Genomic DNA, 19,277 nt, shown 5'->3' on the forward strand with positions numbered 1-19,277 from the left:
GGGCGAGCCCCTCTTGCCAAGCCAACGCATCGCGGGCTGGCCAAGTTCCCCCTCATTTATCCTCGGCGAGCGTATGGGCAACCAGCGCGTTGGCATGACCATGGCCGAGCCCGTGGGTTTGCTTCAGCCAGGCCACCAGTTCCATGTGCTTGAGACCGGACTGCGAACGGATCAGGGCCTTCCATTCGGCGATGGGCCGGCCGTAGGTCTTCTCGATGGAGGGGAAGTAGGAGGCCGGCCCCTTCACCGGCGGCGTTTTTCCGGACAACGACATAGCTGGCTTCCTTGCCTAAAGATCCCGCTGGCGGATCGTGTCGGACGGGTGAATGCAGACCAGCTCCAGCTGATCCGTACCCACGTTGAGATAGCGATGCGGCACATCGGCCGGCGCAACGACGATATCCCCGGCAGAGGCGCGCAGCCGCTCGTCGCCGACCAGGAACTCCGCCTCGCCTTTCCGCACCACCCAGGTCTCGCGATAGGGGTGGACATGCAACTGCGATCCGGTTCCCGGCGCACTGTCGGTGGCGAACATGGACACCGGCGCGCCGTAGTCCTTGCCCTCGAACCGGACCGTCGGGCTTTCGCCCGGAGCCGGCGGGCGGTGGCGGCGGACGGAGATATCGGGCCGCCCGGCCTCTTTGGCCGAGGCGTGAGCACTGGCTGTCATGGCAATCCCTCCTGCATTTATCTTGACGCGAAGATACTTCTGGAGATTTGTCTTTGCGTCAAGATAAATATCTTGATATCGAGAGACCGAACTCGAAGCTGCCTTCGAGCAGCGGCAGGGACCGGGAACTGGAGCGGAGACTGCCATGGCGGATCATGTCGACAGGCTGAGGGCGCAGTGGGCGCGGGAACTGCCGGATCTCGACACCGAGCCGATGGCGATCCTCGGCCGCGCGCGGCGGCTGACGCTGCTGGCCGGTGCCAGCATCGAGAAAACCTTCTCAGGCTTCGGCCTCGACCGGGGCGAGTTCGACGTGATCTCCACCCTGCGCCGGTCAGGGCCTCCCTACCGGCTCACGCCGACGGACCTTTATTCGACGCTGATGATCTCCTCCGGCGGGCTGACGCATCGGCTCGGAAGGCTGGAGAAGGCGGGGCTGGTCGCGCGCGAGAAATCGGCGAGCGACGGGCGAAGTGTCGAGGTCGTGCTGACACCGGCCGGCATCTCGCTCGCGGAAGAGGCGTTCCGGGCGGACATGGCGAACGAGGCGCGGTTTCTCACAAGCCTCGCCCCGGCCGAGCGCGAGGCTCTGGCCGGGTTATTGCGCGCGCTTCTGGAAGAGCTGGAGGCCGCGGAAGCCAAGGCCTGAGCGACCCTGACCGGCGCCCTGCCCTCAAGCCGCGGTCAGGCGCAGGCGCGTTGCCCAGGGATCGGCAATAACGAGGCCCTCGCTCCCCTCCCCGGCAAGTTCCAGCCCGGCCTTGCGGGCCGCATCGGAGATCGCACCGATCCTGCCGGCGTCGCGCAGGACGATCTCCAGCTCGGCCAACCCGGTGCATCCGTCCTTTCGCGGTCCCGCGCCCCGGCTGTTCCAGATGTTGCCGGCCAGCTGATGGTGATAACCGCCCGAACCGTAGAAGCTCGCGCCGGGATAGCGCGCGGCGATGTCGAAGCCGAGCAGCCCGGCATAGAAGCCATCGGCCTTGTCGGTCGCCCCGACCTGCAGGTGCACATGGCCGACGATGGTGCCGGCCGGCGCACCCTGCCACTGCGTCCCTTCGGCGGCGTCGAGCAGCGAAGGCGCATCCAGCGGATCCGTCGACATGACGATGGCGCCCGACGCATCCGTCCATCTGGACGGGGCGCGGTCGGCGTAGATCTCGATGCCGTTGCCTTCCGGATCGGCGAGATAGATCGCCTCGCTCACCTTGTGGTCGGACGCGCCCTGCAGGCGCAGGCCGCGCGCGGCAGCAAAGGCGAGCCAGCGGCCAAGGTCTGCGCGCGTCGGCAGCAGGAATGCGGTGTGGAACAGGCCCGCCTCGGAGCGCGGCGCAATCTCGAGCCCCGCATCGCCGCGCAGGCGCAACAGCGGCACGCCGCCAGCGCCCAGCAGCATCTCCGCACCGTCCGTGCCGAGGTCTTCCAGACCCAGGATGTCGCGATAGAAGGCGGCAACGCGCGCGCTGTCGCGTACGGCCAGCGTGACGAGGCCGACGCGCAGGGGCGCTGCGGCCATGTCGAAACGGTCGGCTTGCGCGCCGGCCCGGATGTCGAGGGTGGTGGCGGACATGACTGTCTCCAGGTCTCAAGGCGGGCTATGGGCCCGCAGTCTGTGACCTGGAATGTGCGCTTCACATCGCGCAATTACAATCCGCCGTTTCCTTACAGTATCGTTCACGTATCGGAAACAGTCGCCCCCCCCCCCAATTCCGCTGCTGCGGCTTATGCCGCGTCGAAGCGGGCGAGGAAGTCGCGCACCGAGCTTCTCAGATTGCCGGCCTCGCGATGCACCGTGCGCGACAGCTCGCGCACCATCGCCGCCTCCTTGCTGGTCTCGCCGATGGCCGAGGACATCTCGCCCATCGTGTCCGCAACCTCGCTGGTCCGGGTCGAGGCCTGCTGCGCGTGCTGGCTGATATCACCGGTGGCCTGCCCCTGCTGGTCGACGGCCTCGGCGATCGAGCCGGTGAAGCCGTCCACGTCGTGCATGGTGCGGGTGATCTCGCCGATGGCGGCCACCGCCTCCTCGGTCGATCCCTGGATCGCGGCGATCTGCGCCCCGATCTCTTCGGTCGCCTTGGAGGTCTGCGTGGCCAGTTCCTTCACCTCTGCCGCAACGACCGCGAAGCCCTTGCCGGCCTCGCCGGCGCGCGCAGCCTCGATGGTCGCGTTGAGGGCCAGCAGGTTGGTCTGTTCGGCAATCGCCTGGATCAGCGAGACGACCTCGCCGATCTTGCTGGCACCGGCGGCAAGCCGCGACACCGTCTCGTTGGTGCGCTTGGCGTGGTCGCTCGCCCGCGACACGACCTCGGTGGTGGAGGTCACCTGCCGGGCGATTTCGGAAATCGAGGAGGACAGCTCCTCCGCGGCGGCCGCCACGGTCTGCACATTGTCCGAAGCGTGACGCGACGCGGCGGTCGTGCGCTCCGAAAGCTCGCCCGAGCGCACGCTCATGGTCTCCAGCGTGTCGACGGCCTTCATCAGATCGCCGGCCGCCCCTTCCAGGGAATCGAAGAACGCGCGGGTCGTCTCGTGGAAGGACTGCGCGGTGCGGCGCTCCAGCTCGCGCTGCTCGCCGGCGCGGCGCTGCTCCTGCTCGGCAGCCTCCTCGGCCAGGCGTCGCTGGTGGATCACGCCCTCGCGGAACCGGGCCAGAGCCTCGGACAGGCGCCCGAGTTCGTCGCCCGATCGCCACGTCGGTGCAGGAGCCTCGGTATCCCCATCGGCATAGGCGCGCGCCAGCCGGTCGAGATCGCGCAGACGCATCGCAACGGCCCGATGCACGAAGACGGTGCCGGCGAGAAACACGAGGATCATCGCGGCGACACCGCCGAGACTGACGGTGCGCGCCCACTCGGCTTCCGAACGCAGCTTCGCAAGGCTCACATCCATCGAATCGTGGATCAGCTCCTCGGCCTCGTCCGCGCGGGCGATGAAGCTCTCGAACGTTTCGTCGAAGATCTCGTCGGCCTTCGACCCGGCCGCCCCCGCAACCCCGGAGGCAAGGCCGGCATGGCGTTCTCGTGCGACCTCCTCGAACGTGTCGATCTTGGTGGCGACATCCTCGACGATCTCGCGGACCGCCGGATCGGTGGTCGCGATGAAAGTCCCCTCGTCGTTGCTGCCGCCTTCCAGGATGGCCCGGGCATAGAACCGGGCTTCGTCGATCAGCCGCCAGACCTCCTCGACGCTCTCGCCCTGGTCGCCGGACATGATCTCCTCGAACAGGAGATGGGCATGGGTGGCGGAGAGCTTGATCTCCATCGCCGCATCGGCGAGCGGCGCCTCGGCCTCGCCCAGGTCGACGCCGTTCTCGCCGACCCGCTGGGTGGCGTTGAAGGAGACAAGACTGCTGATGACCGCGACCCCGATCAACAGGGCCATCGTGGCACCGATCTTGTGAGCGACGCTGAGGCTGAACGTTCGGCTGCGCATTGCGCTCCTCCAGATGCGGACGTGACCTTGCGGCGATATTGGCGGGCCGACATGAACGCTAGGTAAATTTGCTGATACAGAAAAAAGAGGACTGATTTGACGGGAAGATTTATCGAATAGCCGCGACAGCCTTCGAATCTCTTCACAGAAACGCAGGTCCAGGGACGGCGAAATACGTCTTCGCGCCGCTGAAGGGACATGCGCAGACAAGGGTTGTGCCGGCCCCGTTTTCGCCGCTAATCCGGGAAAGGATCCAACCGAGCGCGCACCGCGACAAGGATGCGCGAACGACCTGGCAGGAAAGGCAGGACAGGCATGGCACGAACCACAAGAACAACCGCAGCAGTCCTTCTCGCCTGGAGCCTTGCCGGTACCGCGCTGACGCCGGCCCTTGCGCAGGACGAGACCTGGTCGGCGAAGGTCATCGGCAGCGCCGCCTACCGCGAGCGGATCGCCATCGGCAGCGATGCGGAGCTGGTGGTCGAACTGCGCGAGATGGGCGCGCTCGACCCGGCTGTCGATTCCGGCTCCGTGCGCCTGCTTGCGGAAAACCGTCAAAAGCTGGAAGGCCGGCAGGTGCCGCTCCCCTTCTATCTGAAGGCAGAAGGCGCCAGCCTCGTCCCCGGCACCAGCTATGCCCTGCGCCTGCAACTCACCAATGGCGATGGCCCGGGCTGGGTGTCGGCGCCGATCGCGGTCGAGATCCCGCAAGCGGCCACCGGCAAGGTCGAGATCGAGGCCGGCGACGTGCTGCTCGTGCGCAGCCTGCCCGTCCAGGCCACGGCACGCCTTGCCTGCGGCGACGAGACGGGCCGCCTGCAGCACAAGGGCGAGATCGCCGTTCTGGACTTCGGCGGCCAGACGCTGGCTCTCAGGCAGACGCCGGCCGCCAGCGGCGTGCGTTACGAAGCGGCGGACGACGCCACCACCGTGCTGTGGACCAAGGGGCCGGAGGCGAGCTTCACCTTGCGCGGACAGGAGCAGCCGCCCTGCACGCTGGAGATCGAGGCGCCCGAGATCGCCTCGGGCATGGATACCCTGCCGGGCGGCGAATGGGTGGTGGAGGACATTTCGAGCAGCGGCATCATCGACAATTCGCGCGCGACGCTGATCTTCGCCGCCGACGGCCAGCTCAGCGGGCGCGCCACCTGCAACAGCTACGGCACCCGCTTTGCCACCAATGGCGACCGGATCGCCATCGACCCGCGCGCGATCTCGACGATGATGGGCTGCGCCCCGGCCCTGATGAACCAGGAGCGCAAGTTCCTGGACACCCTGCCGAAGCTCACCGGCTGGCGCATCGACGAGACCGGCGCCCTGCTGCTGGAAGGCAGCGACGGCGCCTTGGTGAAGGCCCGCCGCGACGGCTGAACAGGCGCGGTTTACCTGCTGCTGGCGCGCCGCCGCGCGGACAGGCGCGCCCGCACCGCCTCGGCCGCAAGGCCCGCGGCAAAGCCGGGGAGCACGCCGAGGCCGAACGTACCGAGAGCCGTGGCGGCGATCACCGGGCGACAATCGGGCCGGGCATCGAACAGACGGCGGCTGAACGCAAGATCCCAGGCAGCGTAGAGCAGCAGCGCGCCGGCGACCGGCGCGGGGATGCGGGCCAGCAGCTCCACCACCGCATCGCCCGACAGCGCGGCGGCCGCACACAGCGCCGACAGCAGCAGCGGAGCGAGCATGCCGCGCGCGCCGAAGCGGTGATGGCCGGAAATGCCACCCGCACCGTGGCACATGGGCAAGGCGCCGAGCGGCGCCATCACCAGATTAACGAGGCCCGAGGTTGCCGCGAGCCGGCGCTCGCTCACATGCCGTGCCGCATCGCCATGCAGCGAACGCGCAACGGCTGCGGCCACGACGACCGCGTTGAGCAGCGTCAGCGGCAGTTGCGGCAGCACGCCGAACGTCACCGCATCCAACAGCGACGACGTCTGCCCGGCCCCGTCCGCCGATCCGCCGGCGGCAAGCAGCGTCAGGCCGGGCGCGGCAAGCCCATCGCCCAGCAGCGGGCCGAACGCAATGGCGGCGACCACAAGCATGAGGGCCCAGGGCCCGCGCGGCAGCACGAAGCTCAGCGCCAGCACGGCGACGGCCGCCGCCCCCAGCAACCACTGCCCGCCGATCATCCGCAAGGCCAGCGCCCCCAGCAGCAGGCCGAGGCCGGCCTGCAATCCCGTCACAACCGACTGCGGGATGGCGCGCGCCGCCCGCACCAGATGCGGCGTGCAGGCGAAACCGACCAGCAGCGCGCCGAGCAGCGCCCCGCCCCAGGCGATCTCGACGCCGGCGACAGTTCCCGTCAGGATCGCCACGCCGAATGCCTTCATCGGCTGCACCGCGATGGGCAGGCGATAAACCAGCGCCACCATCAGATAGGCGATGGCGAATCCGGCGAAGACCGGCGCCGGCGCAGCGAGGCCCGCGACCAGCACCAGAACCACATAGGGAAGGAACGTGCCGAGGTCGCCGCAGGCGCCCGAGGCCTCGGCCAGCACATGCGCCAGCCCCTCGCGCACGCGACCTCGCTGCGGCGCCATCGGCGCCACACCCACCTCAACTGCGCTTTTTTGTGCATTTTCGTGCATTATTTTCTTTTTTCTTGCGCGATCTCACAGCAACTGGCCAACAGCATCCCGAAGATTCCGCGGGAATGCAACGTTCTCCGCATTTTTGATCATGAGATTTGCCATAGGGCGTCGCTCGCCAGTGGATTTTTCGATCTTTTTGTGTATTTCTTCCCATGAGAGGGAGAAATCACAGGCATGCAGAACTTCGCGTCCGTTTTGGGCGACGCGGTTGCCCTGATCCTGTCGGGCGACGCGGACCTGATGGAAATCATCGCACTGTCCTTGCGCGTCACGATCACCGCGGTGATCGTCGCCTGCGTGATCGGCCTGCCGCTCGGCGCCGTCGTCGGCGCGTTCCGCTTTCCCGGGCGCATTCTCGCAACCGTCCTGCTCAATTCGCTGATGGGCCTGCCGCCGGTCGTGGTCGGCCTCATCGTCTATCTGGCGCTGTCCGCCTCCGGTCCGCTCGGCCCGCTCGGGCTGCTCTACACGCCTACGGCGATGGTGATCGCCCAGACCATCCTGGTGACGCCGATCGTCGCCGCCCTCACCCGCCAGGTGATCGAGGATCTCGACCGCGAATATTCCGAGCAGTTCCGCTCGCTCGGCGTCGGCCCCTTCACCCGTGTCAGTGCGCTGCTGTGGGACGCGCGCTACAGCCTGCTCACCGTGGCGCTGGCCGGCTTCGGCCGGGCGGTTGCGGAGGTCGGCGCGGTGATCATCGTCGGCGGCAACATCAACCACGTCACCCGGGTGATGACCACGACGATCGCGCTGGAAACCTCCAAGGGCAACCTGGAGCTGGCGCTGGCGCTCGGCGTGGTGCTGCTGGTGATCGCCGTGCTGGTGAATGCCGCCGTCATGGGCCTGCGGGCCTCCGCCGCGAGGGCTGCCTATGCGTGAGGCGGGAGCATTGGCACGCGCGGACGGCGTAGCCGGCCCGGACCTGCACGAAGCGCCCCCGGCGCCCGCCCTGCTGGACGCGCGCGGCCTGCGGCTGGAGGTCGGCGGAAAGCGGCTGATCGACGGTATCGACATCCGCATCGGCCAGGGCCGCAAAACCATGATCATGGGCGCCAACGGCGCCGGCAAGAGCCTGTTGCTGCGGCTTCTGCACGGGCTGATCGCACCCTCTGCCGGCCAGATGACCTGGCGCGGCGGCCCGCTCGACAAGAGCGCCCGGCGCGCTCAGGCGATGGTGTTCCAGCGCCCGGTCATGCTGCGCCGGTCGGTGCTGGCTAATCTCGCCTTCGCGCTCAAGGTGCGGGGCCTGCGCGGGGCGGCGCGCCAGGCGCGCATCGACGAGGCGCTGGACAAGGCACGGCTTTCCGACCTCGCCCGCAGCCCGGCGCGCGTCCTGTCCGGCGGCGAGCAGCAGCGCCTCGCCCTTGCCCGAGCGCTCGCCTGCGATCCCGAGCTTCTGTTTCTCGACGAGCCGACGGCGAGCCTCGACCCGGCCTCGACCCAGGCCATCGAAAGCCTGATCGCCGACGCCAGCCGGCGCGGCGTCACAGTCGTGATGGTGACCCATGACCTAGGCCAGGCCCGGCGGCTGGCAGACGACATCGTCTTCCTGCATGCCGGCCAGGTCGCGGAGAGCGGCCCGGCCTCGCGGGTGCTCTCCACCCCCCGTTCCGAAGCCGCCCGAGCGTGGCTGGAAGGGCGCCTTTTCCTCGACGGACAGGGCGCGCAAAGCTGACCAACAATACAGGGAGTTTCAACATGCTTCGTCGTCAGTTTCTGACACTCGCGGCAGCCGGCCTTCTGGCCACGAGCCTTGCCGCCCCGCTGCATGCGGAAGAGAAGTTCATCGTGGTGCAGTCCACGACCTCCACCCAGAACTCGGGCCTGTTCGAGTTCATGCTGCCGAAGTTCCAGGAGAAGACCGGCATCGAGGTCCGCGTCGTGGCCGTGGGCACCGGCCAGGCGATCAAGAACGCGGCCAATGGCGACGGCGACGTGCTGTTCGTCCATGCCAAGCCGGCGGAAGAGAAGTTCGTTGCCGACGGCGACGGCGTGAAGCGCTTCGACGTCATGTACAACGACTTCGTCATCGTCGGCCCGCCGTCCGATCCGGCCGGCGTCGCCGGCTCCAGCAATGTCACCGAGGCGCTGAAGAAGATCGCCGAGGCCAAGGCTCCGTTCGCCTCGCGCGGCGACGACAGCGGCACCCACAAGGCCGAGCTGCGCCTGTGGAAGGCGGCCGATGTCGACGTCAAGGCGGCGTCGGGCGGCTGGTATCGCGAGACCGGCTCGGGCATGGGCGCGACGCTCAACACCGGCACCGGCATGGGCGCCTACATCATGACCGACCGCGCCACCTGGATCTCCTTCGGCAACAAGGGCGAGTACAAGATCGCCGTCGAGGGCGACGAGAAGATGTTCAACCAGTACGGCATCATCCTTGTGAACAAGGAGAAGCACCCGAACGTGAAGGCCGATCTCGGCCAGCAGTTCGTCGACTGGGTGATCTCCGACGAGGGCCAGCAGGTCATCGCCGACTACAAGATCGACGGCCAGCAGCTGTTCTTCGCGAACGCCAAGCCCGGCAGCTGAGGCGGATCCCGCACAACGCCCCATCCCCGGCGCGGGGTCCGTCCCGCGCCGGTTTCGTTTCCCTCGGCCCGCCCTTGCGGTCAGGGCCCGGCCTTGAGGCTTTGCTTATGCGCCGCACCCTCGCCGCCACGGTTCTCGCCGTTTCCGCCACCCTCGCTTCCGGCACGCCCTCCATGGCAGACACCGCTCCCGTCCATCTGCATGCGGCCGGCAGCCTGAAGTCGGCCATGACCGACATTGCCGATGCCTTCGCCAAGGCATCCGGCACCGAAGTCGAACGGGCATTCGGTCCCTCGGGCCTGCTGCGCGAGCGGATCGAGGGCGGCGAGAAGGCAGAGGTCTTCGCCTCGGCCAACATGGCCCATCCCCGGCGCCTCGCCGAGGCGGGCAAGGCCGCCCCAGTGGTCCTATTCGCCCGCAACCGGCTGTGCGCCCTCGTCCAGCCCGACGTCGAGACCGACCGCGACGGGCTGCTCGCCACCATGCTGCGCGAGGACATCCGCGTCGGCACCTCCACGCCCAAGGCCGATCCCTCCGGCGACTACGCCTTCCAGGCCTTCGACAAGGCCGAGGCCGTTACGGCGGGTGCCACCGAAACGCTCAAGGCCAAGGCCCTGCAGCTGACCGGCGGCAAGGACAGCGAGCCGGCCCCCGAAGGGCGCAATCCCTATGGCTGGGTGATGGAAAGCGGCAAGGCCGACATCTTCCTCACCTATTGCACCAACGCGCTGCTCGCCCGCAACGAAGTGGAAGCGCTGAAGATCGTGCAGCTGCCGTCGACGCTGGCGGTCGGCGCGGATTACGGCCTGACGGTGATGGACGGGGCCTCTGGCGACGCCTGGAAACTTGCGCTCTATATACTGTCGCCGGCCGGTCAGCAGATTCTGGCCGACTACGGTTTCGACGCGCCGGGCACGCTCGACTGACACCGGGCGGGCGGCCATCGCCCGATGGAGGGCGCATGACCAGGGGCGAACGAGAGGGGAGCCCGAAATGACGCAGCCTGCCCGCTTCCCTGTCTTTGTCTTTGCCTCCGCCCTTACCCCTGTCCTGGCTCTGATGGCGGCGCTGCTGGCCGTCCTGATCGCGGACGCTCCTGCCTCGGCAAGAACCGTCGTCGATTCCGCCGGCCGCACCGTCGAGGTGCCCGACACGGTTTCGCGGGTCTTCGCCGCCGGCCCGCCCGCCTCCATCCTCGTCTATGCGCTGAAGCCCGAGGCGCTGCTCGGCTGGCCGCGGGCGCTGCGCCGCGAGGAGCGGCCCTATATCGCCGAGGCCTATCGCGACCTGCCGGAGACCGGCCGGCTGACCGGGCGCGGCGGCGAGGCGAACCTTGAACGGGTTCTGGCGCTGAAACCCGACCTGATCATCGACTTCGGCTCCGTCCGCGACACCTATGCCGACCTTGCCGACCGGGTGCAGGTGCAGACCGGCATTCCCTACATCCTGATCAACGGCCGGTTCGACGAGACCGCGAACTCCCTGCGCCTCGTCGGTGAGGCGCTCGGCGTGCCGGAGCGCGGCGAGGCTCTGGCGCGCGACGCGGAGAAGACCTTCGCTGCGCTCGATGCCGCGCTCGGCGCGGTGCCCGAGGCGGAGCGTCCGCGCGTTTACCTCGCACGCGGTCCCGACGGGCTCGAGACCGGCATGAAGGGCTCGATCAACACCGAGATCATCGAGCGGGTCGGCGGGCGCAACGTCGCCGAGGCGCCGGGCCAGTACGGGCTGGTGCAGGCCTCGCCCGAACAGGTGATCCTCGCCGACCCCGACACGATCATCACCTGGGACCGCACCTTCTTCGAGGCCGTGTGGTCGAGCCCGGTGTGGTCCGGCATCACGGCGGTGCGCGAGGGACGGGTCTATCTGTCGCCGACCGCGCCCTTCGGCTGGATCGACCGGCCGCCCTCCCTCAACCGGATGATGGGCCTGAAATGGCTCGCCGGCCTCTTCTACCCCGAGCGGTGGGCCGGGAACCTGCGCGAGGAAACCCGCGCCTTCTATCGGCTCTGGTATCATGTCGAGCTGTCGGACGCCGAACTCGACACGCTGCTGGAATGGGCGAACGGGCGCGCGCCTTGAGGCCCCGGTCCGGGCTTGCCGTTGCCCTGCTGGTCGCCGCGCTGCCGCTGCTGGCGCTTGCGGCCCTGCTGATCGGCCCCTTCCCGCTGTCGCCCGGCGAAGCGCTCGCCGTGCTGTGGCGCGGCGCGACCGGCACGCTTGCCGAGGGCGACCGGGCCGCGACCGTCCTCCTGTCGATCCGCCTGCCGCGCGTTGCTGCCGCGCTTCTCGTCGGTGCCGCCCTTGCCGCGGCCGGTGCCTGCTACCAGACCCTGTTCCGCAATCCGCTGGTCTCGCCAGACATTCTCGGCGTCTCGGCCGGCGCCGGGCTCGGCGCGGTGCTCGGCATCTTCCTGTCGCTGCCCGTCGCAGCGATCCAGCTGATGGGCTTTGCCGGCGGGCTTGCCGCCGTCGCCCTTGTCGGTTTCGTCGCCGCGGCCGTGCGCACGGGCGACCGGACGCTGGTGCTTGTGCTGGCCGGCGTCGTCGTCGGCGCGCTGACCGGTGCGGCGACCTCGCTGCTCAAGGTGCTGGCCGATCCTTACGACCAGCTGCCGGCCATCACCTTCTGGCTGCTCGGCTCGCTGGCCGACATCAAGGCCGAAGACGTCCTGCCGGCCGCGCCCGTCGTGCTGCTGGGGCTGGTGCCCCTGGCGCTGCTGCGTTGGCGCATCAACGTTTTGTCGCTCGGCGACGAAGAGGCCCGCTCGCTCGGCATCGAGGCGGGGCGCCTGCGCCTTGCCGTGATCTGCTGCGCCACGCTGGTGACCGCGAGCGCGGTTGCCATTGCCGGCGTCGTCGGCTGGGTCGGCCTGGTCATCCCGCATGTGGCGCGCATGCTGGTCGGCCCCGGTTTCGGCACGCTGCTGCCGGTCGCAGCCCTCCTCGGCGCGGCCTACATGCTGGTCGTCGACACGCTGGCGCGCACCGTCTCGGGCGCGGAAGTGCCGCTCGGCATTCTCACCGCCGTCGTCGGGGCGCCGTTCTTCCTGTGGCTGCTGGCGCGCGGGCGGAGGGCCTGGGCATGAGGCTGGCGACCCGCGCGCTCGCCACCGGCTATCGCGGCCGCTCCGTCGGGCGCGACATCACGCTTGCCGCCGGCCCCGGCGAGGTCCTGTGTCTGCTCGGCCCCAACGGCTCGGGCAAGACGACCTTGTTCAAGACGCTGCTCGGCCTCATCCCCTCACAGGGCGGCGAGGTGCTGCTCGACGGCACATCGCTTGGCCGGCTGCCGCGCGCGGAGATCGCCCGCAAGATCGCCTATGTGCCGCAGGCGCATGCGATCCCCTTCGCCTTCCCGGCGGAGGAGGTGGTGCTGATGGGCCGTACCGCCCGGCTCGGCACCTTCGCCCAGCCGGGGCCTCGCGACCGTGAGGCCGCACAGGCCGCGCTCGCCCGTCTGGGCATCGCCGACCTCGCCCCGCAGGATTACACGCGCCTGTCCGGCGGCCAGCGCCAGCTCGTGCTGATCGCCCGTGCCCTTGCCCAGGAAACACCGCTGCTGGTCATGGACGAGCCGACCGCCAGCCTCGACTTCGGCAACCAGGCGAAGGTGCTCGCCGAGATCGCCGGGCTCGCCGGCGGCGGACTGACGGTGATCCTGTCGACCCACGATCCCGACCACGCCTTTGCGGTGGGAACGCGGGTGGCGCTGTTGCACGAAGGCAACGTCCTGGCGGAGGGGGCTCCGCAGGAAACGCTGACCCCGCAGGCGCTGTCCACGGTCTACGGCGTCGAGGTCACGGTGGAGCGCACCGCCTCCGGGCGCACTGTCTGCCTGCCGAGCCTTGCCGGCCCGCAGGCGCGCCCCGGCGCGTGATCCGCCTGTTCAGCAGACGTGAAAGACCGCCCAGGCTTCGCCGAGCCTGAACTCACGGAAACGTGAGATTAACCTCGCCATCTTTTCGCCCGGCACCTGCCGCATTTGCGCCCGGTTTGAAACCCGTGCGATTCCAGCGCGTTGCCCTCGCGTCCTGTGAAAGTATGAAAAAAACGTTTCCGCGGGAACCGCACAGGTGTGATGCGCGTTACTGTTTTGTCAGGATGTTTGAGAGACGTTTGGCTACGCTTGGCCTAGAATATTTGGGCGATGAGTACCAAATCTCAAGCTTAGCAACATTCAGGCGGTTACCGACCAAAGAACTCGGGACCGCCCAGCCTTGGGAGGCGACGAATGTTTGAACTTGCAAAGAATATCGTTGCGGGAAAGTCACGCAGTGTGACTTCGCGGCACGGTGCTGCGCATGTTGGACTGGCCATTGCGGCGGTGATCGGTATCGCTGCGGCGGTGACCGCATCCGAACTGCGCGCTGAATCCGCGGAGACGGTCCTCCAGAAGAGCGACCGCGAGACTTTCCTCATTCCCGAGGACCGCCTGGCGGTCACGCTCGGCACGCCCCAGGGCACCGACGGCGAGAGCTCCTACGCGATCTGGGTCGGCGAGGTCGAGCGCAACGGCCGCAAGACCGCCTGGGTCGAGCTGATCGACGAGCACGGCGAAGTCATCTACGACAGCGAAGTCGCGCAGAACGAGACGCACCTCTTGCCCGATGGCCGCGCCGTCGTCGTGCGCGCCATGACGGACCCGCAGGACGGGGAGACGCGCGTCGCCAAGACCGACCAGTCCCGCGTTGCACCCGACGCCCGCCTGGTGGTGACCCGCCGCGTCGTCGACGACCCGAACCTGCAGACCACGATCGAGTTCATCGAGGAGACGCCCCGCTCGGAACCAACCGCGATGATGCGCATCGCCGCGTTCGGTAATGCCGTGTGGACCGCCCTCATCGCCAGCCTCGGCGCGGCTGCCGACAGTGTCGCCGTCGCCTGGAACTGGATCACCGAGCCGTTCCGCGCCTGAGGGAACCGCATCACGACCGACCGACTGACCGGCCCGAGCCAGAGCAATCCGCTTCCCCGCGTGTCCGGCTCCGGACCATGACTGCCACGACCCGAAAAACGGCTGCGTCCCCCGGCGCAGCCGTTTTTCGTTTCTGGCCGCCGGCCTGCTCGCATTTCCTGCCGGCCCAGCAAAAAGTGCTGATCCATCAGGCCCTGAAAGGCGTAACCAGGAGCACAGACCCGCTGAAGACGGAACATTCGCCATATGCCCTCAAAGGACAGTCCCTCCCCGATTGTCGTCTGGTTCCGCGATGACCTGCGCCTCGACGACAATCCTGCGCTTGCCGCAGCCGTTGGAGAGGGGCGCCCCGTCATTGCCCTTTACGTGCTCGACCAAGGCAAGGACGCGCCGCGCGCGCCGGGAGGCGCATCGCGCTGGTGGCTGAACCTGTCGCTGAAGGCGCTGGCCGAGGACCTTGCTAAGGTCGGCGTGCCCCTGGTCCTGCGCAAGGGACCCACCCCCAAGACCGTGCGCCAGGTGGTGTCCGAGGCCAGTGCCGGGCGCATCGTCTGGAACCGGCGTTACGACGCGCCCGGCATTGCCATCGACACGGAGCTGAAGTCCGCCTTGCGCGACGACGGTCTCGTCGCCGAGAGCTTCAACGGCGCGCTCTTGGCCGAGCCGTGGGACGTTCAGACCGGCGAGGGCCAGCCTTACCGCGTGTTCTCCCCGTTCTTCCGGGCGATGAACGCGCGCGGCGCCCCGGCCCAGCCGACGGAGTTCAAGGCCCCCTCCACGCCCCTGCCGCAGCCTCCCGCGCTTGAGGGCGAGGAGGTCGATGTGCTGCTTCCCCTGCCCTCGCGTCCGGACTGGGCTGGCGGCCTGCGCGAGACCTGGACGCCGGGCGAGGCCGGTGCGCGCAAGCGGCTGGAGGCGTTTCTCGACAACCGGCTGCGCCGCTATGCCGACGAGCGCGACATGCCGGGCGAGGACGCGACGTCCCTGCTGTCGCCGCATCTGCGCTTCGGCGAGATCTCGCCCCGGCGCATCTGGCATGCGGCCGGCGACCGCGCCGCCGCGCGCGAGGAGATCAGCGACAAGCAGCTGGACAAGTTCCGCGCAGAGCTCGGCTGGCGGGAGTTTTCCTACCATCTGCTGTTCCACTTCCCCGACATCGGCCACGCCAATTTCCAGCCGCGCTTCGACGCCTTTCCCTGGCGGTCGGATGCGGAGCAGTTCCGCCTTTGGACCAAGGGGCAGACCGGCTATCCGCTGGTCGATGCCGGCATGCGCGAGCTCTGGCACACCGGCTACATGCACAACCGGGTGCGGATGGTCGTCGCGTCGTTCCTGATCAAGCACCTGATGATCGACTGGCGCGAGGGCGAGGCCTGGTTCTGGGACACGCTGGTCGACGCGGACCCTGCCAACAACACCGCCAGCTGGCAGTGGGTCGCAGGCTCCGGCGCCGATGCAGCCCCTTACTTTCGCATCTTCAACCCCACCAGCCAGGGCGAGAAGTTCGACCCGGACGGCATCTATGTGAAGCGCTGGGTGCCGGAGCTCGCCCGCCTGCCCGCCTCCCACATCTACAAGCCCCATGAGGCCCCGCGCGAGATGCTGGAGCGCGCCGGCATCCGCCTCGGCGACACCTATCCCCGACCGATGGTCGAGCATGCCAAGGCGCGCCAGCGTGCCCTCGATGCCTTCCAGACCATAAAAAACGCTTCCTGAAGAAGAAGGATACGCAATGCGCATCGCCGTCATCGGTTCCGGCATCGCCGGCAACAGCGCCGCCTGGGCCCTGAGCGAGAGGCACGACGTCACGCTTTACGAAAAGCGGGCGCGCCCCGGCGGCCACAGCGCCACGGTGGACATCGACTATGACGGCACGCCGATGGCTGTGGACACCGGCTTCATCGTCTACAACGAGCTGAACTATCCCAACCTGACCGCGCTGTTCGAGCATCTCGGCGTCGCCACCGAGGCGAGCGACATGAGCTTCTCCTTCTCGCTCGATGGCGGCGTTCGGGAATGGTCGGGCTGCAATCTCGGCACCATCTTCGGCCAGCGGCGCAACATCGTCTCGCTGCGCTTCATGTGGATGCTGCGCGAGATCCTGCGCTTCAACCGCATGAGCGTCGCCGACCGCGCCTCCGGCTATCTCGCTGGCCTGTCGCTTGCCGACTACCTGGAGCGGCGCAAGTTCTCGCCGTGCTTTGCCAGCGACTACCTGCTGCCGATGGGCGCCGCGATCTGGTCGACGCCGCCGGCCCACATGCTCGCCTTCCCAGCGGAGAACTTCATCGCCTTCTTCGAGAACCACCGGCTGGTCAACCGCGACCGCCCGGTCTGGCGCACGGTCTCGGGCGGCAGCCGCAGCTATGTCGAGCGGCTACTGTCGCCGCTGCAGGGCCGGGTGCGGCTGGCAACGCCCGTCGCCGAGGTCACCCGCCGCGGCGGCCGCGTCCATGTGCGCGACACGTCCGGCCACGAGGATGTCTTCGACCATGTGGTGCTCGCCTCCCACACCGACCAGACGCTGGCGATGCTGGCAGATGCCTCGCCGGAGGAGCGCAACATCCTCGGCGCGGTGCGCTACCGGCCCAACCAGGTCTATTTGCACCGCGACCGCGCCCTGATGCCGCAACGGCGCCGGGTCTGGGCGTCGTGGAACTACATCGCCTCCAGCGATCCGGGCGCGCCCTACCGCGATGCCTCGGTCACCTACTGGATGAACCGGCTGCAGAACCTGCCCGGCGACAAGCCGGTCTTCGTCAGCCTCAATCCGGTGGAGCCGCCGAGCGAAGACCTTACTTTCGGCCGGTTCGAGTACGATCATCCGCAGTTCGACGCGGCCGCCATCGCCGCGCAGAAGGCACTCGGCCAGATCCAGGGCAACCGCAACACCTGGTTCTGCGGCGCCTGGTGCGGATACGGCTTCCACGAGGACGGCCTTGCCGCCGGCCTCTCGGTCGCCGAGGCGATCGGCTGCGAGATCCCCTGGCGCGTCGGCGCGGACGGCGTTGCGCGCACTGCGGAGGCCGCCGAATGACCACGCGCCCCATGGCGACGACCCAGGACGCCAACGGCCCGCCGCCGGAGGCTGCCGCCGTGCTCTATCCGGGCAAGGTCATGCATGCCCGGCTGAAGCCCTTCGGCCACCGCTTCGACTATTCGGTCTTCTCGCTGCTCGTCGATCTCGACCGGCTGGACGAGGCGGACCGGCAGTCGCGCCTGTTCTCTGTCGGCCGCTTCAACCTCGCCTCTTTCCACGAGGCCGATCACGGCCCGCGCGACGGCACCCCTTTGCGCGCCCATGTCGAGACGCTGCTGGCCGCGCGCGGGATCGACGAGCCGCCGGCGCGGATCCTGCTTTTGTGCTATCCGCGCATCCTCGGCTACGTGTTCAATCCGCTGTCGGTCTATTTCGCCTATGACGCAGCCGGCGAGCTTCTCGCCCTCGTCTACGAGGTGCGCAACACGTTCGGCGACATTCACACCTATGTCGAGCCGGTGCGCGAGAGCCAGCGGGGGCCGGAGGGCATCCGCCAGTCCCGCGCCAAGGCCTTCTACGTTTCTCCCTTCATCGACATGGCACAGACCTATGCGTTCCGCGTGCTGCCGCCGGGCAAGGCGGTGCGCATCCGCATCCTGGAAAGTGACGCAACGGGACCTCTTCTGTCCGCCGCCTTCGCGGGCACGGCGGTACCGGCGAGCAGCGGGGCGCTTCTCTCGCTCTGCTTGAAAATCCCGTTCATGACACTCAAAGTGGTGGGCGGAATCCACTGGGAGGCGCTCCGTTTGTGGCTGAAGGGCGCGCCTTTTCATTCGCCGTCTCAACGTCCGGGAACCATTCGACGCCACAACGCATATACGGGTAGCTGAAATGTCCCGGCTGTCCGACGAGGAGCGACCGACCATGTCGACTGCGATCGTTCTCACACCTGAAAATGCCCGCCAGGCCCTGGCCGGACTTCCCCGGCTCGCACGCCTGGGCCTTCGCATCGCCCTCAACCTCAAGGCCGGATCCCTGAGCATTGAGACCCCCGAGGGCAAGCGCTTCCTGATCCGCGGCGAGTTGCCCGGACCGGAGGCCGAGGTACGCATCCATTCCTGGCGCTTCATCCGCCGCCTGCTCAGCGGGTCGGATATCGGCGTCGGCGAAAGCTACATGGTCGGCGAGTGGACCAGTTCCGACGTCACCACGTTCCTGGAGCTGTTCTGCCGCAACCGCGATGCCACCGCCGATATGCTGCGCGGCAGCCCGATCTTCCGCATGATGGTGCGTTTCCGCCATTGGCTGAACCGCAACACTCGCTCCGGCTCGCGGCGGAACATCTCGGCCCACTACGATCTCGGCAATGCCTTCTACCGGGAGTGGCTCGATCCCACGATGACCTATTCCTCGGCGCTCTACGACGGCGGCGTCAACGACCTGGAACAGGCGCAAAAGCGCAAGTACCGGGCGCTGGCGGAGGAAAGCGGCATCACGCCCGATCACCATGTGCTGGAGATCGGCTGCGGCTGGGGCGGCTTTGCCGAATTCGTCGCGAGCGAGATCGGCGCCAAGGTCACCGGCCTCACCATCTCGCGCGAGCAGTTCGACTTCGCCTCCAAGCGCATTCAGGATGCAGGCCTTGCCGACCGGGTGACGCTCAAGCTGCAGGACTATCGCGACGAGCGCCAGCAGTACGACCGCGTCGCCTCCATCGAGATGTTCGAGGCGGTCGGCGAAGAATACTGGAGCACCTACTTCCAGACCGTGTCGAACTGCCTCAAGCCCGGCGGGCGCGCCGGCCTGCAGATCATCACCATCCAGGACAAGTTGTTCCACGACTACCGCCGCACGCCGGACTTCATCCAGCGCCACGTCTTTCCGGGCGGCATGCTGCCGCCGCCGGGCGAGCTGGAAGCGCTCGGCGACCGCAGCGGGCTGAAGCTCGCCGCCCAGCGTATCTTCGGCCACGACTATGCCCGCACGCTGGAGGAGTGGCGCCAGCGCTTCTGGGACGCCTGGCCGCGCATCCGCCCGCTCGGCTTCGACGACCGGTTCAAGCGGCTGTGGGAGTTCTACTTCCACTACTGCGAGGCCGGCTTCCGCTCGGGCAATATCGACGTGCGCCAGATGATCTACGAAAAGGCGCGCTGA

Annotated in this window: 19 protein-coding genes; 14 read left to right on the plus strand and 5 right to left on the minus strand. The window is 68.2% G+C overall.

All coding sequences use genetic code 11. The features are described 5' to 3' along the window. Positions 1-52: 52 nt before the first annotated feature. Together ACVJ6E_RS01095 and ACVJ6E_RS01100 are read right to left on the minus strand one after the other, a co-directional pair. Positions 53-274: a DUF4287 domain-containing protein gene (locus tag ACVJ6E_RS01095; RefSeq protein ID WP_120270836.1), complete on the minus strand. Its 222-nt coding sequence runs from the start codon at positions 272-274 to the stop codon at positions 53-55. Between the two features lie 15 nt (positions 275-289). Continuing rightward, entirely contained in the window at positions 290-670 is a 381-nt protein-coding gene (locus tag ACVJ6E_RS01100; protein WP_120270835.1) for a cupin domain-containing protein, read from the minus strand. Positions 671-815: 145 nt separating this feature from the next. Here ACVJ6E_RS01100 and ACVJ6E_RS01105 point away from each other — a divergent pair, with 145 nt between their 5' ends. Beyond that, positions 816-1,319, plus strand: coding sequence for a MarR family transcriptional regulator (locus ACVJ6E_RS01105; protein WP_120270834.1), 504 nt, complete (start codon positions 816-818; stop codon positions 1,317-1,319). 24 nt (positions 1,320-1,343) lie between these two features. Here the strand turns inward: ACVJ6E_RS01105 and ACVJ6E_RS01110 are convergent, their stop codons facing one another. Both ACVJ6E_RS01110 and ACVJ6E_RS01115 read right to left on the minus strand, forming a co-directional pair. Next, positions 1,344-2,240, minus strand: a complete 897-nt coding sequence (locus ACVJ6E_RS01110; RefSeq protein ID WP_120270833.1) for a VOC family protein — start codon at positions 2,238-2,240, stop codon at positions 1,344-1,346. A 152-nt stretch (positions 2,241-2,392) separates the two neighbouring features. After that, a complete protein-coding gene (locus ACVJ6E_RS01115) occupies positions 2,393-4,105 on the minus strand; it encodes a methyl-accepting chemotaxis protein (RefSeq protein ID WP_120270832.1) in 1,713 nt (570 codons plus the stop codon). A 315-nt stretch (positions 4,106-4,420) separates the two neighbouring features. Between ACVJ6E_RS01115 and ACVJ6E_RS01120 the strand changes: the two genes are divergently transcribed. Beyond that, positions 4,421-5,476, plus strand: a complete 1,056-nt coding sequence (locus tag ACVJ6E_RS01120; protein WP_158592762.1) for an META domain-containing protein — start codon at positions 4,421-4,423, stop codon at positions 5,474-5,476. An 11-nt stretch (positions 5,477-5,487) separates the two neighbouring features. Here the strand turns inward: ACVJ6E_RS01120 and ACVJ6E_RS01125 are convergent, their stop codons facing one another. Next, a complete protein-coding gene (locus ACVJ6E_RS01125; protein WP_158592761.1) occupies positions 5,488-6,642 on the minus strand; it encodes a putative sulfate/molybdate transporter in 1,155 nt (384 codons plus the stop codon). Between the two features lie 225 nt (positions 6,643-6,867). Here ACVJ6E_RS01125 and ACVJ6E_RS01130 point away from each other — a divergent pair, with 225 nt between their 5' ends. From ACVJ6E_RS01130 to ACVJ6E_RS01185, 12 genes are all read left to right on the plus strand, one after another. Continuing rightward, on the plus strand, positions 6,868-7,575 hold the full coding sequence (locus ACVJ6E_RS01130; RefSeq protein ID WP_120270829.1) for an ABC transporter permease: 708 nt from the start codon (positions 6,868-6,870) through the stop codon (positions 7,573-7,575). A gap of 10 nt (positions 7,576-7,585) precedes the next feature. Further along, positions 7,586-8,371, plus strand: coding sequence for an ATP-binding cassette domain-containing protein (locus ACVJ6E_RS01135; RefSeq protein WP_491676386.1), 786 nt, complete (start codon positions 7,586-7,588; stop codon positions 8,369-8,371). 23 nt (positions 8,372-8,394) lie between these two features. After that, a complete protein-coding gene (locus ACVJ6E_RS01140; RefSeq protein WP_120270827.1) occupies positions 8,395-9,228 on the plus strand; it encodes an ABC transporter substrate-binding protein in 834 nt (277 codons plus the stop codon). A 107-nt stretch (positions 9,229-9,335) separates the two neighbouring features. Continuing rightward, on the plus strand, positions 9,336-10,154 hold the full coding sequence (locus ACVJ6E_RS01145; protein WP_120270826.1) for a molybdate ABC transporter substrate-binding protein: 819 nt from the start codon (positions 9,336-9,338) through the stop codon (positions 10,152-10,154). A 67-nt stretch (positions 10,155-10,221) separates the two neighbouring features. Next, entirely contained in the window at positions 10,222-11,307 is a 1,086-nt protein-coding gene (locus ACVJ6E_RS01150; RefSeq protein ID WP_208996899.1) for an iron ABC transporter substrate-binding protein, read from the plus strand. Beyond that, the gene (locus ACVJ6E_RS01155; RefSeq protein ID WP_120270825.1) at positions 11,283-12,314 is read left to right on the plus strand and encodes an iron ABC transporter permease; all 1,032 of its coding nucleotides are present in this window, start codon (positions 11,283-11,285) and stop codon (positions 12,312-12,314) included. The genes ACVJ6E_RS01150 and ACVJ6E_RS01155 overlap by 25 nt, the downstream gene beginning before the upstream one ends. Further along, positions 12,311-13,105 carry an ABC transporter ATP-binding protein gene (locus ACVJ6E_RS01160; protein ID WP_120270824.1) on the plus strand — a complete coding sequence of 265 codons (795 nt, stop codon included), beginning with the start codon at positions 12,311-12,313 and terminating at the stop codon, positions 13,103-13,105. The genes ACVJ6E_RS01155 and ACVJ6E_RS01160 overlap by 4 nt, the downstream gene beginning before the upstream one ends. A 354-nt stretch (positions 13,106-13,459) precedes the next feature. Then, on the plus strand, positions 13,460-14,143 hold the full coding sequence (locus ACVJ6E_RS01165; protein WP_208996897.1) for a single stranded DNA-binding domain-containing protein: 684 nt from the start codon (positions 13,460-13,462) through the stop codon (positions 14,141-14,143). A gap of 246 nt (positions 14,144-14,389) precedes the next feature. Further along, complete coding sequence (locus ACVJ6E_RS01170; RefSeq protein WP_120270823.1) at positions 14,390-15,859, plus strand: cryptochrome/photolyase family protein; 1,470 nt, start codon at positions 14,390-14,392, stop codon at positions 15,857-15,859. 16 nt (positions 15,860-15,875) lie between these two features. Next, complete coding sequence (locus tag ACVJ6E_RS01175) at positions 15,876-17,180, plus strand: FAD-dependent oxidoreductase (protein WP_120270822.1); 1,305 nt, start codon at positions 15,876-15,878, stop codon at positions 17,178-17,180. Next, entirely contained in the window at positions 17,177-18,013 is an 837-nt protein-coding gene (locus ACVJ6E_RS01180; RefSeq protein ID WP_120270821.1) for a DUF1365 domain-containing protein, read from the plus strand. Before ACVJ6E_RS01175 ends, ACVJ6E_RS01180 begins: the two co-directional genes overlap by 4 nt. 34 nt (positions 18,014-18,047) lie before the next feature. Then, the gene (locus tag ACVJ6E_RS01185) at positions 18,048-19,277 is read left to right on the plus strand and encodes an SAM-dependent methyltransferase (RefSeq protein WP_120270908.1); all 1,230 of its coding nucleotides are present in this window, start codon (positions 18,048-18,050) and stop codon (positions 19,275-19,277) included.

The organism is Stappia sp. G46H5W (genome assembly GCF_058448995.1).